The 13,996-nt window shown below is 72.8% G+C and carries 14 protein-coding genes; 3 read left to right on the forward strand and 11 right to left on the reverse strand.

The genetic code is table 11. The features are described from left to right. Positions 1–8: 8 nt before the first annotated feature. Positions 9–1,304, reverse strand: coding sequence for an adenylosuccinate synthase (locus GGQ69_RS13535; RefSeq protein ID WP_183529375.1), 1,296 nt, complete (start codon positions 1,302–1,304; stop codon positions 9–11). A gap of 217 nt (positions 1,305–1,521) precedes the next feature. Continuing rightward, positions 1,522–1,956 carry an SRPBCC family protein gene (locus GGQ69_RS13540; protein ID WP_183529377.1) on the reverse strand — a complete coding sequence of 145 codons (435 nt, stop codon included), beginning with the start codon at positions 1,954–1,956 and terminating at the stop codon, positions 1,522–1,524. Positions 1,957–2,217: 261 nt separating this feature from the next. On the opposite strand from GGQ69_RS13540, the gene GGQ69_RS13545 reads away from it, so the two are divergent. Then, positions 2,218–3,540 carry a short-chain fatty acid transporter gene (locus tag GGQ69_RS13545; RefSeq protein ID WP_183529532.1) on the forward strand — a complete coding sequence of 441 codons (1,323 nt, stop codon included), beginning with the start codon at positions 2,218–2,220 and terminating at the stop codon, positions 3,538–3,540. A 130-nt stretch (positions 3,541–3,670) separates the two neighbouring features. Next, entirely contained in the window at positions 3,671–4,264 is a 594-nt protein-coding gene (locus GGQ69_RS13550; protein ID WP_183529379.1) for a hypothetical protein, read from the forward strand. A 127-nt stretch (positions 4,265–4,391) separates the two neighbouring features. On the opposite strand, the gene bioD is transcribed toward GGQ69_RS13550, so the two are convergent. The 5 genes from bioD to bioB are packed head-to-tail and all read right to left on the reverse strand — an operon-like array spanning position 4,392 to position 10,302. Next, positions 4,392–5,141, reverse strand: coding sequence for a dethiobiotin synthase (bioD, locus tag GGQ69_RS13555; protein WP_183529381.1), 750 nt, complete (start codon positions 5,139–5,141; stop codon positions 4,392–4,394). Continuing rightward, positions 5,138–6,367 (reverse strand): cytochrome P450, encoded by a 1,230-nt coding sequence (locus GGQ69_RS13560; protein ID WP_183529382.1) that lies wholly within the window; start codon positions 6,365–6,367, stop codon positions 5,138–5,140. Before GGQ69_RS13560 ends, bioD begins: the two co-directional genes overlap by 4 nt. Beyond that, positions 6,364–7,584 (reverse strand): aminotransferase class I/II-fold pyridoxal phosphate-dependent enzyme, encoded by a 1,221-nt coding sequence (locus GGQ69_RS13565; protein WP_183529384.1) that lies wholly within the window; start codon positions 7,582–7,584, stop codon positions 6,364–6,366. Before GGQ69_RS13565 ends, GGQ69_RS13560 begins: the two co-directional genes overlap by 4 nt. After that, a complete protein-coding gene (gene bioA, locus GGQ69_RS13570; protein WP_183529386.1) occupies positions 7,571–9,013 on the reverse strand; it encodes an adenosylmethionine--8-amino-7-oxononanoate transaminase in 1,443 nt (480 codons plus the stop codon). The genes GGQ69_RS13565 and bioA overlap by 14 nt, the downstream gene beginning before the upstream one ends. Then, positions 9,010–10,302 carry a biotin synthase BioB gene (bioB, locus tag GGQ69_RS13575; RefSeq protein WP_183529533.1) on the reverse strand — a complete coding sequence of 431 codons (1,293 nt, stop codon included), beginning with the start codon at positions 10,300–10,302 and terminating at the stop codon, positions 9,010–9,012. The genes bioA and bioB overlap by 4 nt, the downstream gene beginning before the upstream one ends. Positions 10,303–10,610: 308 nt before the next feature. Between bioB and GGQ69_RS13580 the strand changes: the two genes are divergently transcribed. After that, positions 10,611–11,264 (forward strand): TetR/AcrR family transcriptional regulator, encoded by a 654-nt coding sequence (locus tag GGQ69_RS13580; RefSeq protein WP_183529388.1) that lies wholly within the window; start codon positions 10,611–10,613, stop codon positions 11,262–11,264. 16 nt (positions 11,265–11,280) lie between these two features. Here the strand turns inward: GGQ69_RS13580 and GGQ69_RS13585 are convergent, their stop codons facing one another. From GGQ69_RS13585 to GGQ69_RS13600, 4 genes are all read right to left on the reverse strand, one after another. After that, complete coding sequence (locus GGQ69_RS13585) at positions 11,281–11,580, reverse strand: antibiotic biosynthesis monooxygenase (RefSeq protein WP_183529390.1); 300 nt, start codon at positions 11,578–11,580, stop codon at positions 11,281–11,283. 82 nt (positions 11,581–11,662) lie between these two features. Next, positions 11,663–12,316 (reverse strand): thymidine kinase, encoded by a 654-nt coding sequence (locus tag GGQ69_RS13590; RefSeq protein ID WP_183529392.1) that lies wholly within the window; start codon positions 12,314–12,316, stop codon positions 11,663–11,665. A 46-nt stretch (positions 12,317–12,362) separates the two neighbouring features. Then, entirely contained in the window at positions 12,363–12,641 is a 279-nt protein-coding gene (catC, locus tag GGQ69_RS13595; RefSeq protein WP_183529394.1) for a muconolactone Delta-isomerase, read from the reverse strand. Between the two features lie 83 nt (positions 12,642–12,724). Continuing rightward, on the reverse strand, positions 12,725–13,993 hold the full coding sequence (locus tag GGQ69_RS13600; RefSeq protein WP_183529396.1) for a beta-propeller fold lactonase family protein: 1,269 nt from the start codon (positions 13,991–13,993) through the stop codon (positions 12,725–12,727). Positions 13,994–13,996 lie beyond the last annotated feature (3 nt).

Below are 13,996 nucleotides of genomic sequence, written 5' to 3' on the forward strand. Positions count from 1 at the left end.
CCCGGGGGTCAGTCCTCGATGAGGTCGCGGACCTGAACCACCTGGTCGCGGCCGGGGCCCACGCCGATCGCGGAGATCCGGGTGCCGGACATCTTCTCCAGGGCCAGGACGTAGTCACGCGCGTTGGCCGGCAGGTCCTCCATCGTGCGGGCGCCGGAGATGTCCTCGGTCCAGCCGTCGAAGTACTCGTAGACCGGCTGGGCGTGGTGGAACTCGGTCTGGGTCATCGGCATGTCGTCGTGCCGCACCCCGTCCACCTCATAGGCCACGCACACCGGGATCTGCTCGATGCCGGTGAGCACGTCCAGCTTGGTCACGAAGTAGTCGGTGAAGCCGTTGATCCGGGTGGCGTGGCGGGCCATGACGGCGTCGTACCAGCCGGTGCGGCGGGGCCGGCCGGTGTTCACGCCGAACTCTCCGCCCACGGTGCGCAACCGGGTGCCCATGCCGTCCTCGTCGAACAGCTCGGTGGGGAACGGTCCGGAGCCCACGCGGGTGGTGTAGGCCTTGACGATCCCGATGGTGCGGGTGAAGCGCGTGGGGCCGATGCCGGCGCCCACGGAGGCCCCGCCCGCCGTCGGGTTGGAGCTGGTGACGAACGGGTAGGTGCCGTGGTCCACGTCCAGGTAGGTGGCCTGGCCGCCCTCCATGAGCACGACCTTGCCCTCGTCCAGGGCGTCGTTGAGCAGGATCGTCGAGTCCACGACCATCGGGCGCAACCGCTCGGCGAAGGACAGGAAGTACTCGGCGATCTCGTCCACCGTGATGGCCCGGCGGTTGTAGAGCTTGACCAGCAGCTCGTTCTTCTGCCGCAGGGCGCCCTCGATCTTCTGCCGCAGGATCGACTCGTCGAACACGTCCTGGACGCGGATGCCCAGGCGCCCGACCTTGTCCATGTAGGTGGGGCCGATGCCGCGGCCGGTGGTGCCGATGGCGCGCTTGCCGAGGAAGCGCTCGGTGACCTTGTCCATGGTCTGGTGGTACGGGGCCACCAGGTGGGCATTGGCGGAGATGCGCAGGTGGTCACAGCGCTGGCCCCGGGACTCGAGGCCGTCGATCTCCTCGAACAGTGCCTCGAGGTTCACCACCACGCCGTTGCCGATCACGGGCACGGCGTTCGGGGACAGGATGCCGGCCGGAAGCAGCTTCAGCTCGAACTTCTCGCCGCCCACGACCACGGTGTGCCCGGCGTTGTTGCCGCCGTTGGGCTTGACCACGTAGTCGACCCGGCCGCCGAGCAGATCGGTGGCCTTGCCCTTGCCTTCGTCGCCCCACTGGGCGCCGACGATCGCGATTGCTGGCATGAGTGCATCTCTCCTGAGCAGGCCGGAGGGAGTTCCCGCCCGGCCCTCGACATGGAAAACGCCCCCGGCGAGCGGTCCGACGGGGTCATCCCGGGACTCGACCGTGTGGTACATCACCTGAGGGCCTTACATCGGGAGTTTACCAGCCGTCACCGGGGCCCTCCCGACGACGGCCACGTACCGTCACGCTGCGCGGCACCGTGGGACCGCCGCCGGACTAGGGGGCCTTCTCCGCGTAGGCGCGGAACTCCTCCAGCTGGGCGGCCTCGGCGTCGGCGAGCGCGGTGGCCAGGTCCTCGGCCTCGTCGTGCAGGTCCTGGACGGAGCGGACGGCCACCCGCAGCTGCACCCGGGTCCAGTCACCGTCCGGGAGCAACAGGTAGCCGTACTCCACGCGCAGGTCCGAGTCGTCCGTGCCGTTGACCATGGTCAGGCCGTGGCCCGGGTCGAACGTGGACAGGGTGTACTGGCGTTCGTGCCCGCCGGCCACGTAGGTGAGCTCCTGGCCCGGGCCCACCGGTCCGTTGACGTGCATCTCGTCCACTCCGGGCAGCCAGACGGGCGCGGCCGCCCAGTCCGTGAGCAGCTCCCAGACCCGCCCGGCGGGCAGGTGGACCACGATCTCGTCCTCGAGGGCGGTGAACGTCTCCATGCCTGAATCCTGACGGGCCGCGCCGGGTGACGGAAGGGCGCATGGGCGGGCGATCCTGGGTGACCGGGGAGGGGCGGATTGACCGGGGCATGGTCCCTCCATACCGTGAGAGGCGTCACGCTCGAGGCTGCAGGATCCCCTGCACGCCCCACCTGCCCGCCGCCGGGATACGGCGGCAGATGAGGAGACCGCATCATGTCCAGCGCGCCCGGTAGCACCGAGACCCGCCCCCGCAAGGAGGGGACGCCCCTGTCCCGGGCCATGCGCCCCATCAACAACGTGGTGGAGCGGTTCATCCCCTCCGCCCTCGTGTTCTCGATCGCCCTGACGTTCATCGTCGCGATCCTGGCCCTGATCCTCACCGACACCGGGCCGGCCGACCTGATCCTGTACTGGGGTGACGGCCTGGCCGGGCTGCTGTCGTTCATCACGCAGATGGCGCTGATCCTGCTCCTCGGACACATCCTGGCCAACACGGGACCGGTCCGCCGGCTGCTCGCCTTCCTGGGGAGCATCCCGAGCTCGCCGTTGATGGCGTACGTCTTCGTCTTCGTGGTGGCCGCCGTCGCCAGCCTCATCACGTGGGGCCTGGGGCTGGTGGTCGGCGGGCTGCTCGCCCGGGAGGTCGCCTACCAGGGCCGCGAGCGCGGGATGAAGCTGCACTTCCCCATGCTGGTGGCCTCGGGCTTCGCCGGGTTCGTGGTCTGGCACATGGGCTACTCGGCCTCCGGTCCCCTGACGGCCGCGACGGAGGGCTCGTTCCTCATCGAACCGCTGGGCGGGGAGACGCTGCCGATCACCGAGACCGTCTTCTCCTCGTGGAACATGATCGCCGCCGTCGCGACCATCCTGGTGGTGGGCCTGGCCCTGTTCCTGGTGGCCCCGCGCCCCGGGGACAGGATCAAGGAGCTGGAGATCGACGCCCGGGAGCAGGCCGACGACGGCCAGGAGGAGATCGTCACCCCGGCCGACCGGCTGGACGCCAGCCGGGTGGTGACCCTGCTGCTGGGCCTGATGCTCACGGCCTACCTGGTCCTGCACTTCGCCCAGGGCGGCACGCTGACCCTCGACACCGTGAACTGGTCCTTCCTGGCCCTGATCCTGCTCCTGGTGCGCAACCCCTTCGAGCTGATCGCCCTGACGAAGAACGCCGCCTCCAACGTGGGCGAGATCCTGCTGCAGTTCCCCCTCTACGCGGGCATCCTGGGCATGATGACCGGTTCCGGACTGATCCAGGTGTTCTCGGACGCCTTCGTGGCGATCTCCACCCCGGTCACCTTCGGGCTGCTGGCCTTCCTGTCCGCGGGCCTGGTGAACTTCTTCGTCCCCTCGGGCGGGGGGCAGTTCGCGGTGCAGGGCCCGATCATGCTCTCGGCCGGTGCCGAACTCGGGGTGGACCCGGCGATCACGGTCATGGCGGTGTCCTACGGCGACCAGTGGACCAACATGGTCCAGCCGTTCTGGGCCATTCCACTGCTGGCGATCGCCGGGCTGAAGATGCGGGACATCCTGGGGTACACCACGGTGGTGCTGATCGCCTCCGGCCTGGTCTTCGGCGGGACGCTGTTGCTCGTCTCCCTGTAGGGGCCCGGGGGCGAGCCCCGGGGTGGACACGGTCGGCGGCCCGCGGGCTTGAAAAAGTTAGCAGTACGTTGCTAACTTTGTTAACCGGCAGGCACCACCGCTGCCAGGGACATCAACGCGAGGAGACACCATGGCTGCAACCACCACCGCCGACCAGGCCCAGGCCACCGCCGACCAGGCCCAGGCCACCGCCGACCAGGCCACCCAGACCACCACCACCATGCTGGAGGAGACCCTCGAACGCTTCGAGGAGAACTCCGAGCGCCTCACCCGGATGGTCGAGGACGCCGCCAAGCGCTTCGAGGAGAACTCCGAGCGCGTCAAGGCGTTCAACACCGAGATGATGGAGTCGGCCAAGGCCAACAGCCGCGTCGTCGTCGACAACTACGCCAAGGCCGCCAAGATGGCCGAGGAGACCACCAAGCGCCTCCAGGAGAACTCCGAGCACGTCGCCAAGATGACCCAGGAGGCCGCCAAGAGCTTCCAGGAGAACTCCGTGCGGGTGCACGAGGTCAACTCGGCGATGATGGACTCCTCCAAGTCCGGCAGCCGCCTCGTCGTGGACAACTACGCCCAGGCCGCCCGCAGCGTGTTCGCCGCGCAGCGCCAGATGGTCGACGCCGCCCAGGTCCAGTGGGTCCAGGACGCCGCCGTCACCCAGATCCGGTTCGCCGAGGACGTCACCGCCGCGTGGACCCGGGCCGCCCGCGCACTGCTGAAGTGAACCGAGCGGCACTGACCTGACGTCAGCGCCGGAGGGGCCCTGCCGATCGCGGTAGGGCCCCTCTTTCGTCGTGCTTTCGTCGTGCCGGCAACGGCCGGTTCCCCCGAGGGACGGTACGACGGTGCGGTCAACGGCCCGGACGCGGCGGCAGCCTCACCGGCAGCACCCCGGCGAGCGCCGCGGCCAGCGCGGTGGCCGCCCGGGAGACGGCCTGCTCCGGGGCGGAGGACAGGCCCTCCGGCAGCGCTCCACCCCAGGCATAACCGTGGTCCCGGGCCGTGGCGCGCAACCGGCCCAGGTTGGCGCGGTGCACCGCGGTCGGTTCCACTGGCCAGCTGCCCACGATCAGCGTCCCCGGCCGCACGCCCCGGCGCGCGGCGGCCTCGAGCGTCAACCCGGTGTGGTTCAGCGTCCCCAGGTCGGGGCGCGTGATCACGGCCAGTGGCGCACCCGCACCGAGGGCGATGTCGGCAATGGTCGCCCCGCCAGGGGTCAGATCCACGAGCAGTCCCCCGGCGCCCTCGACCAGGACGATGTCCTGGTCGAGGGCCAGTGCCTCGATGCGCTCCAGGTGCCAGTCCAGTCCCGGCAGCGCCTCCACCGCGGCCTCTCCCCCGGCCTCGAGCGCGGCGTCCACCGGTGCCATCGCCGGGCCCAGCCTCACGCCCTCCGCCACGGTCAGCCGGTCCGGGTGCCCCAGCAGCCGCGCCACGGTCTCGACGTCCCCGGCCCCGACCGGGCCGACACCCGTCTGCGCCGGCTTGTACACGGCCACCCGGTCGCCCCGCGCCAGCGCCGCGGCGACCAGGCATGCCGTGGCCACGGTCTTGCCGACGTCCGTGTCCGTGCCGGTGACGCACAGGACCGCCGCGCTCACGGGTCGACCCCGACGGCGGCGGACCGGACCGGGACCGTCCGCGGGGCCTGGAAGGAGAGCAGGTGCTCCCATTCCGGTTCGACGGCGAGCTTCAGCCCCGGGAGGGCGCGGGCGGCCTCCTCGAGGATGAGCGCCGCCTCCAGCTCGGCCAGCCCGGCGCCCAGGCACCGGTGCACCCCGAACCCGAAGGCCAGGGAAGGATCTCCCGTCTCGCCCAGCGCCCCACCGGACAACCGCAGCACGAGGTGCTCGCCAGCGGCGAAGCGCTCAGGACCCACCTGCGTGTCCTTCACGACCAGCCGCCGCCAGGTCGGCACGGAAGAGGCTCTCGCCAGAGAGCGGCGGACCACCTCCCGGCTGGCCGCGGCGCCGCCGTCGGGATCCGCGCACTGTGCCCAGCGGCCCTCGGCCAGCGCCGTGACCAGCACGGTCTGGGCGAGCATCGCGGTGGTCTCCTGCCCGGCGATGACCAGGAAGTAGCCAAGCGATCGGATCCTCTCGCGGTCGACGCCTCCCGCGTGCAGTGCCGCGAACAGGTTCGGCCCGGGCGCTCCCGGGCCGGGGCCCGCCCCGGACCCTACGGTCGCGGTGGAGCGATCGACCTCGTCCCGCAGCCAGGCGTGGAAGTCGATCGCGCTGTCCGACAGGTCCAGTTGCCGCTCGGCATCGGGCCAGCCCCAGAACAATTCGAGCGAGTCCCGGCTCCAGCGCTTCAGGTCCGCCGGCGGCGGGGTGGCCACGCCGGTGAGAGCGGCCATGATCCTCGGTGGGACCACGGCGGCCAGGTCGGCGGCGAGGTCTACGGTACCTCCGGCGTCGAGCTCGGCCCGGAGCCCGTCGCAGGCCCGTTGCACCAGCGCCCGGATGGGCTCCGACTGGGCTGCGACCTTGGCGGGGCTGAAGAAGCGAGCGACGATGCGGCGCACCTCGCGGTGCGGCTCGCCGGAGGCGCTGGCCAGGACAGGCGGGAGGCTGAAGCGCCGAGCGGCAAGCCGGCGGAGCGTGGCCGGGGCCAGGGGCATGGCCGTCGTCAGGGCGTTGTCCGCAGCGAAGTACTCGGGGCGCCGGAGGATCTCCCGGACGGTCGCCGGGTCCTCGACGCACCGGTGCTGAGCGAGGACCTGCTCCGGGTACACCGTGACCAGCGGATCGGACAGGGGCGCCCGCGCAGTGGGGGCGGTGCCGGTCGGGGCCGCCGTGGCGGTGGACGCGTAGGGGCAGCTCACGGGTCCTCCCGTCCGATCGCTGCGGCCACCGTCTCCAGGGCCCGCACCAGGCGGCGCGGTGCCAAGTCGGCGTGCACGGTGATCCGCAGCCGGGCGATCCCGTCCGGGACGCTGGGCGGGCGGAAGCAACCGACCGCGATGCCGTTCCGGCGCAGCGCCTCGGCCGTGCGCACAGCGGCGGCGGGGCTGCCCATCCGCACCGAGTGGACGGCCCCCTCCCCGCGCTCGACCCGGTTCGCGGTGACCGGGTGGGCGGCCAGCACCCGGTGCGCCAGGGCCGCATTGCGGACCAGCCGGCCGATACGTCGGTCGTCGGCCAGGGCGAGCGCACGCCGGGCGGCGCCGGCGGTCGGCGGGGCGAGGGCGGTGTCGAAGATGAAGGTCCGCGCGGTGTTGAGCAGGTGCGAGCGCCACCGTGCCGCGTCGTCACCACCGAGCAGGATCGCCCCGCCCTGGGCACCGAGGGCCTTGGACAGGGTGGCGGTCACGATCACGTGCCCGGTGTCCGCCAGGCCCGCGGCGCGCACGGCGGAACCCCCCGGCACGGCGGCCAGGGTGTGCGCCTCGTCCACGATGAGCAGGGCACCGTACCTCGCGCACAGTGCCGCGGCCTCGGCCAGGGGCGCGGTGTCCCCCAGCACGGAGTACAGGGACTCCATCACGACGGCGGCCCGGGCACCGGTCCCGGCCGTGGTGCGGTGGGCGAACAGCGCCTCCTCGACCGCCCCCAGGTCCCCGTGGCCGACGACGCGCACCTCGGCCTTGGCGAGCCGGGCGCCGTCGATCAGGCTGGCGTGGGCGTGGGCGTCGGAGACCAGCAGCGTCCCGGGCCCGCCGAGGGCCCCGAGCAGCCCCTGGTTCGCGGCGTAGCCGCTGGAGAAGACGAGGGCCTCCCGGCGGCCGGCGTAGCGGGCGAGGTCACGCTCCAGGGCGGGCAGCAGCGCGTGGGTGCCGGTGACCACGCGGCTGGCCCCGGCACCGGTGCCGTACCGGTGCGCGGCCCGGGCGGCCGCGCGGGCCACCGAGGCGTCCCGGGACAGGCCGAGGTAGTCGTTGGAGGCCAGGTCGATGTCACCCCGCGGCCGAGGGTGGTCGTGGCGTTCGCCGTCGCGGGTCCGCCGCACGCGGGCGCGGGTCTCGACCCAGTCCGTCCAGGGACCGGCCGCGGCACCGGTCGCACCCGTGCGTGCGGCGTGCTGTGACTCAACCGTGGACACGGTCCACCCCCTCAACGATCGCCGCACCCAGCGCCCGGACGTCCCCGGCGGTGCAGACGTAGGGCGGCATGACGTAGACCAGGTCCCGGAAGGGCCGCACCCAGGCGCCCCGGGCGACGACCTCACGGGTCACGGCGGTCACGTCCACGGGGCCACGCAACTGGACGACGCCGACCCCGCCGAGGACCCGCACGTCCCGGACGCAGGCCAGTTCCCCGGCCGGGGCCAGCGCCTGCCGCAGCCCCGAGTCCAGGGCGTGCACCTGGGCCCGCCACGGCTGGGACCCGTCCGGGCCGGTCAGCACGTCCAGGGAGGCGTTGGCGACCGCACAGGCCAGCGGGTTTCCCATGAACGTCGGCCCGTGCAGCAGCGCGCCGCCGTTCGGGCCGGAACCGAGGTCGGCGGCCACCTCGGCGGTGCACAGCATGGCCGCCAGCGTCAGGTACCCACCGGTCAGGGCCTTGCCCACGCAGAGGATGTCCGGGACGACCTCACCCCCGCCACGCGGCAGGGACTCCTCGCTCGCCCATTCCGCGGCGAAGAACCGGCCGGTCCGGCCAAAGCCCGTGGCGATCTCGTCGAGGATCAGCAGCAGGCCGTGCTCGTCCGCGATCTGGCGGAGGATCCCGACGGCGGCCGGCGGGTAAGCGTGCATCCCGCCGGCCCCCTGCAGCACCGGCTCGCAGATGATGCCCGCCAGCTCCGGGGCGAGTCCGGCCGCGATCTCCCGGGCCGTCTCCTCCCACGAGGCCAGGGCACCGTCGTCGTACGACCAGGTGCCGTCCACCCCCAGGCGGGCGGCCGGGGGACGGGGCAGGAAGACCTGTTGCGGGACGAGTCCCGTGAACTCGGCGTGCATCCCGTCCTCGGGATCACACACGCCCATGGTGGCGAAGGTGTCCCCGTGGTACCCGCCGCGCAGGGCCAGGAAACGACGCCGACGGCGCTCGCCGCGGGAGGCCTGGACCTGCAGGGCCAGCTTCAGGGCGACCTCGACGCTGATCGAGCCGGAGTCGGCCAGGAAGACGTGCCGCAGTCCGTCCGGGGCCGCGTCCACGAGCCGTTCGGCCAGGGCCACGGCGGGCTCGTGGGTGAGCCCGCCGAACATGACGTGGCTGAACGAGTCGAGCTGCGTGCGGGCCGCGGCGTCCAGTGCGGGGTGGCGGTACCCGTGCACGGCGGCCCACCACGAGGACATGCCGTCGATGACCTCGTGGGTGCCGCCGTCGGGTCCTTCCAGGCGCAGGCGCACGCCCTCGGCCCCGCGGACGGCGTAGAGCGCACCGGCGTCCACCGGGGCGTAGGGATGCCAGACCAGGCCGGCATCGCGCTGCAGCAGAGAGGGCGCGGCGGACGACACGGTGGTCGACGAGGTAGTGGTGGACGAGGCGGTGCCGGGCCGGGCCTGGTCGAGGGTGGGACTCGTCATGCGTTCGGCGCCTCGGCGGTGCCGGCCCCGCGCCGACGGATGCGGGGTTCTACGCCGGCCGCCTCCATGCCGGCCGCCTGCTCGGCGGGGTGGCCGCAGCCGCAGCCCGGCCCGGTCTCGGCGTGCGAACCGCAGGGCGAGGACGCCGGGCCGCCGGCACCGGCGGGACCTCCGCAGGGCCCCGGAATTGACGCCCCGGCCTGCGAGAGGGAGGCCTGCGGGGTGGAGTCCTGGGGGGAGGAGGTCTGGGTCGGGACCGCCGCCCAGGGCGCGGCCTGCCCGGTCGCCGCCTCCGCGCCGGGCCTCTCCCCGGTGCCGAGGACGCGGAAGCCGGAGTCGGCGATCATGGCCAGGTCCTGCTCGGCGGTCTGGCCCTCACTCGTGAGGTAGTCGCCCAGGAACAGGGAGTTGGCGACCTCCAGGGCGGTGGCCTGCAGGCCGCGCAGGTGCATCTCGCGGCCTCCGGCCAGGCGCAGTTCCGTGGCCGGGGCCGCCAGGCGGACCAGTGCGAGGATGCGCAGGCAGCGCAGCGGGGTGAGCTCCCACGTCCCGGCCAGCGGGGTGCCCTCGAAGGGCATCAGGAAGTTCACGGGGATGGAGTCGCTGTCCAGGTCCCGCAGGGCCAGCACGGCCTCGACGACCTGCTCGTCCGACTCCCCCATCCCCACGATCAGCCCGGAGCACGGCGACAGCCCGGCACCCTTGGCGCGCTCGACCGTCTCCACGCGGTCGGCGTAGGTGTGGGTGGTGGAGATGTCCGCGTACTTGGACTCGGCCGTGTTGAGGTTGTGGTTGTAGGCGTCCACCCCGGCCTCGCGGAGGCGGTCCGCCTGGCCGTCCTTGAGCAGGCCCAGGCAGGCGCAGACCTCGACCTCGGGATGTTCGGCCTTGAGCTGGTCCGTCATGGTGGCCACGCGCTCCACGTCCCGGTTGGACGGGCCGCGGCCGCTGGCGACGAGGCACACGCGGGAGGCGCCGCCGCCGATGCCCAGCTTGGCCTGCTCGACGGCCTCCTCCGGCTTCAGCCAGCTGTACTTGAGGATCTCCGCGGTCGAGCCGAGGCGCTGGGAGCAGTAGGTGCAGTCCTCCGGGCACAGTCCGGACTTCAGGTTGACGAGGTAGTTCACCTTGACGGTGTTGCCGAAGTGCCGCCGGCGCAGGCGCCCGGCCTCGGTGACGAGCCGGAGGGTGTCCGTGTCCGGGGTGGACAGGATCGCCAGCCCGTCCTCCGCGGTGAGCCGGTGACCCGTGGCGACGGCCGCGGCGATCGCGAACGGGTCGGCGGACACGGGGCGGGTCGAGACGGGGGGCTGGGTCGCCTCAGGGGTGTCGGCGGGGGCGTCGGCGGTGGTCTCGGGAGCGGTCTGGACCATGGGGGGCCTTCCGGTTCGGCCGCAGGCCCCAGGGGCCTTGAACGGCGTTCAAGTCTGTGTGCTCGGAAGTACAGCACAGTCCTGAACGGTGTTCAAGATCATGACGGGGCGCGGTCCGACGGCCAGGGGCGCGACGGAGCTGGCCCGGACCGAGTCGGGGTGCGGCCGGGGGCGCGGACGCAGGACCGGACTCGGAGCGGGGGCCGGACCCTACACTGGAGCGCATGACGCTGACCCGGGACCAGGTGGAGGACACGGCCCTGGCCATCCTCACCCGCTTCGGCCTGGCGGACCTGTCCATGCGCAGGCTCGCCCGGGAACTCGACGTCCAGGTCGGTGCGCTCTACTGGCACGTGAAGAGCAAGCAGGAGTTGTTGGTGGGCGTGGCCGCCCGCCTGCTCAGCGGGCTCGACGGTCCCGATGGCCTCGCCGGCCCCGATGACGCGGGCCGGCCGGGACCGTCGGCACCGCAGGACGCCTCTCCGGCGGGGGGCCGCAGGGCGGAGCGGCGGGATCACGCCGCCGGACGCGCCGGCGTCGCCGGCCTGGCGACGGGGATCCGCTCAGCGCTCGTGAACGTGCCGGACAGCGCCGAGGTCGTGCAGGTGGCCCAGTCGTTGCAGCCGGACGCGCTGAAGCCGCTGAACCGCCTGCGCTCCCTGCTGGAATCGGCGGGCGTCGCGCACCCTGCGTGGGCGCAGCACCTGGTCATGAACCACGTCCTGGGCTCCATCGCGGCGGCCCAGGAGGCCGCCCGGCTGGCCGCCGTGGACCCCACCGCCTCCGCGACGCCCCTGGGTGAGGACGCGTTCCAGTGGGGGCTGCAGGTCATCCTGGACGGGCTCTTCGGGACGGCGCCCGTGGCGGCGCGCCCCTGAGCGCGGTCCGGGCCGGTCAGCCGAGGTCGACGACCTCGAACTCCAGCAGCTCCGCCCCCGTGGCCACGGGCTGCCGGGCCGGTCCGCCGTCGTCATGACCGTTGTTGCGGGCGCTCCGCCAGGCCTCGAAGTCCTCCTCGGTGGCCCAGTGGGTGATCACGAAGTACCGCGACTCCCCCTTCACCGGGCGCAGGAGCTGGAATCCCTCGAAGCCGGGGGACTGGTCCACGGCGTGCTTGCGCGCGGCGAACCGGGCCTCGAGCTCGGGCCCCTGGCCCTCGGGAACGGTGATGGCGTTGATCTTCACGACGGTCATGCTCGGTCTCCTGGTCCTCCGACGGGTGTGGACTGGTGCGCCACGCCGTGCGGTCAGGGCACGGGCGGCGGCTAGGGGCAACCTACCCCAGCCTGCCGCCGGATTCCTCCAGGTAGCAGACGCCGCACAGGGACTCGTAGGTGACCTCGACGCCGTCGATCGCCACCTGGTCGCCCTCGAAGATGAACCGCTCCACGGCCTCGTCCCCGCCCACCTCGACGACCTTGCGGGTGTTGAAGATGGCCTTGCGCCCGCACCGGCAGATGGTCTTGAGCTCCTCGAGGGAGTGCGCCAGTTCCAGGAGCCGCGCCGAGCCGGGGAACGAGTCGGTACGGAAGTCGGTCCGGATGCCGTAGGCCATCACGGGAACACCCTGCAGCACGGCGATGCGCAGCAGGTCGTCCACCTGCACCGGCTCCAGGAACTGCGCCTCGTCCACGAGCAGGCAGGCCACCGGCTTGACCACGGCGTCCACGTGCTCGATCAGCGCGGCCGGGTCATCCCCGGTGGCGTGGCGACGGAAGAGTTCCAGCAGGTCGGCCCCGTGGGGGATCAGGAAGTCGACCGCCCGGGTGACGCCGAGCCGGGACACGATCTCGTCGTCTCCCTTAGAGTCCACCTGCGGCTTGGCCAACAGGACCCGCTGGCCCCGTTCCTCGTAGTTGAAGGCGGCCTGGAGCAGTCCGGTGGACTTGCCCGAGTTCATCGCCCCGTAGCGGAAGTAGAGTTTGGCCACGGTCGACGAGTCTAGTTCGCCGCCGGGCCGGTCCCCCGCCCCGTGCTCACCGGATGGAGTTGGGGTGCTTCGCCAGCGGGGTGACCTTGATCTTCATGTACGGGTACATCGGGAAACCGGACAGGACGGCGTGGAGCTCGTCGTTGTCCGCCACGTCGTAGACGGAGTAGTTGGCGTACTCCCCGACGACCCGCCAGATGGACTGCATCTTCCCCTGCCGCTGCAGGTTGCCCGAGTACTCCTTCTCCTGGGCCACGAAGTCGGCCTTGACCTCATCCGTCATCGACTCGGGAAAAGTGACGTCCATGCGCGCCAGGAACAGCATCGTGCAGCCTCCAAAGGGTCTGGGATCGGGTCGAGGCCACCCTACCGGCCCCCGGGAGCCCTCCCGGGGCAGATGAACCCGGCTCAGTCCAGCGGCAGCACGAACCCGGGGCGCCGGACCGCGGTCCGTCCGGTGACGCCCCGCGGGATGCTCTCGGCATCGAACGGCAGGTGCACCACGGCGTCGCCCCGTTCCAGCGCGACGAGCAGTCCCTGCCCCCCGGGCGGCCCGGCCAGGGCGATGTGGCGGGGCCAGTCCCCGCCGCACGGCACCTCGGCGACCAGCTCGGGCGCCTCGCCGCGGCGGATCACCCCGATGGTGTTCCGCCCGCGGTTGGCCACGTAGACCAGGGCGCCGTCCGCCGAGACCACCAGGTGTGAGGGCAGGTTGTCCCGGGCCGACTCCGGATCCGCGTCCTGGGCGTGGGTCGGGACGATGCCGATCTCCGGGAAGCCCTCCGGCCCGGCCTCGAGGCCCAGGATGTGCAGTCGCGAGTCCAGTTCGCCCACGACCGCGAGGTGCGGCCCGGGCCGGTCGGACCCCGGGAGCGGGGGCAGCACCGCGAGGTGACGCGGTCCGGTGCCACCGGGCAGGCGGTGCACGGCGGTCGGTTCGGTCTCCACGCGCACGACGTCGGTCGCGTCGCCGTCCGCGGAGCTCCCGCCGTCGCGGTCGTCCAGTCCCTCCCCGACGACCCCGCTGGTCTCGCGGTAGGCCTGGCCGTCGGCCGCGCCGGGGGTCTCCTCCGTGGCGTCGCCCCCGGCGGCCCGGGCCGAGGCCTCGAGGGCGGCCACCGAGTACTCCAGGATCCGGTCGCCGCCGAGGTCCGTGACGAGCAGGCGGTCGTCGTCGAGGAACAGCACGAAGTGCAGGTGCGGGGCCTCCTGACGGGAGGGCACCGGCCCGGAGCCCTCCGGGGCCTGGACCGCGATCGGCCGGCCCAGCCGGCCGTCGCCGAGGACCCTGGCGACGGTCAGGGTGCCCGAGTCATAGGAGGCCGCAGCCAGCCACGTCCCGGCGGGGTTCAGGTCGGCGTGGCAGGTGTTCTCGCCCCCGCTGGGGATCCGCTGGGTGGTGATCCAGCCGACGTCCTCCGTCCCGGCGTCCGGCTCCGACGGTGACAGGACCGCCAGCGCTCCCTCGGGCACGTGCTGGGCGGCGTACAGCAGGCCCTCCGACGGGGTGCCCGGGCGCCCCGCGACCAGCCAGGACGGGGCGTCCGGACCGGAACCGGCCACCGCCTCCGGGCCCTCCGGCCAGCCGGTCGTGCGCACGATGCCCCCCGAGGTGGGCAGGGCGGGGACGTGCTCACCGGGTTCGTTGAAGGTGCCGACCAGGACGGAGGCGGTCACGGC

This window comes from Micrococcus sp. TA1 (genome assembly GCF_014199555.1).
In the GTDB taxonomy this organism is placed as follows: Bacteria; Actinomycetota; Actinomycetes; order Actinomycetales; family Micrococcaceae; genus Citricoccus.

Coding starts and splice junctions, on each gene's coding strand:
- bioA (WP_183529386.1), bottom strand. CDS start 9,013: ATGACGAGTCCCACCCTCGACCAGGCCCGGCCCGGCACCGCCTCGTCC.
- GGQ69_RS13545 (WP_183529532.1), top strand. CDS start 2,218: ATGCGCCCCATCAACAACGTGGTGGAGCGGTTCATCCCCTCCGCCCTC.
- GGQ69_RS13535 (WP_183529375.1), bottom strand. CDS start 1,304: ATGCCAGCAATCGCGATCGTCGGCGCCCAGTGGGGCGACGAAGGCAAG.
- GGQ69_RS13550 (WP_183529379.1), top strand. CDS start 3,671: ATGGCTGCAACCACCACCGCCGACCAGGCCCAGGCCACCGCCGACCAG.
- catC (WP_183529394.1), bottom strand. CDS start 12,641: ATGCTGTTCCTGGCGCGCATGGACGTCACTTTTCCCGAGTCGATGACG.
- GGQ69_RS13540 (WP_183529377.1), bottom strand. CDS start 1,956: ATGGAGACGTTCACCGCCCTCGAGGACGAGATCGTGGTCCACCTGCCC.
- GGQ69_RS13580 (WP_183529388.1), top strand. CDS start 10,611: ATGACGCTGACCCGGGACCAGGTGGAGGACACGGCCCTGGCCATCCTC.
- GGQ69_RS13585 (WP_183529390.1), bottom strand. CDS start 11,580: ATGACCGTCGTGAAGATCAACGCCATCACCGTTCCCGAGGGCCAGGGG.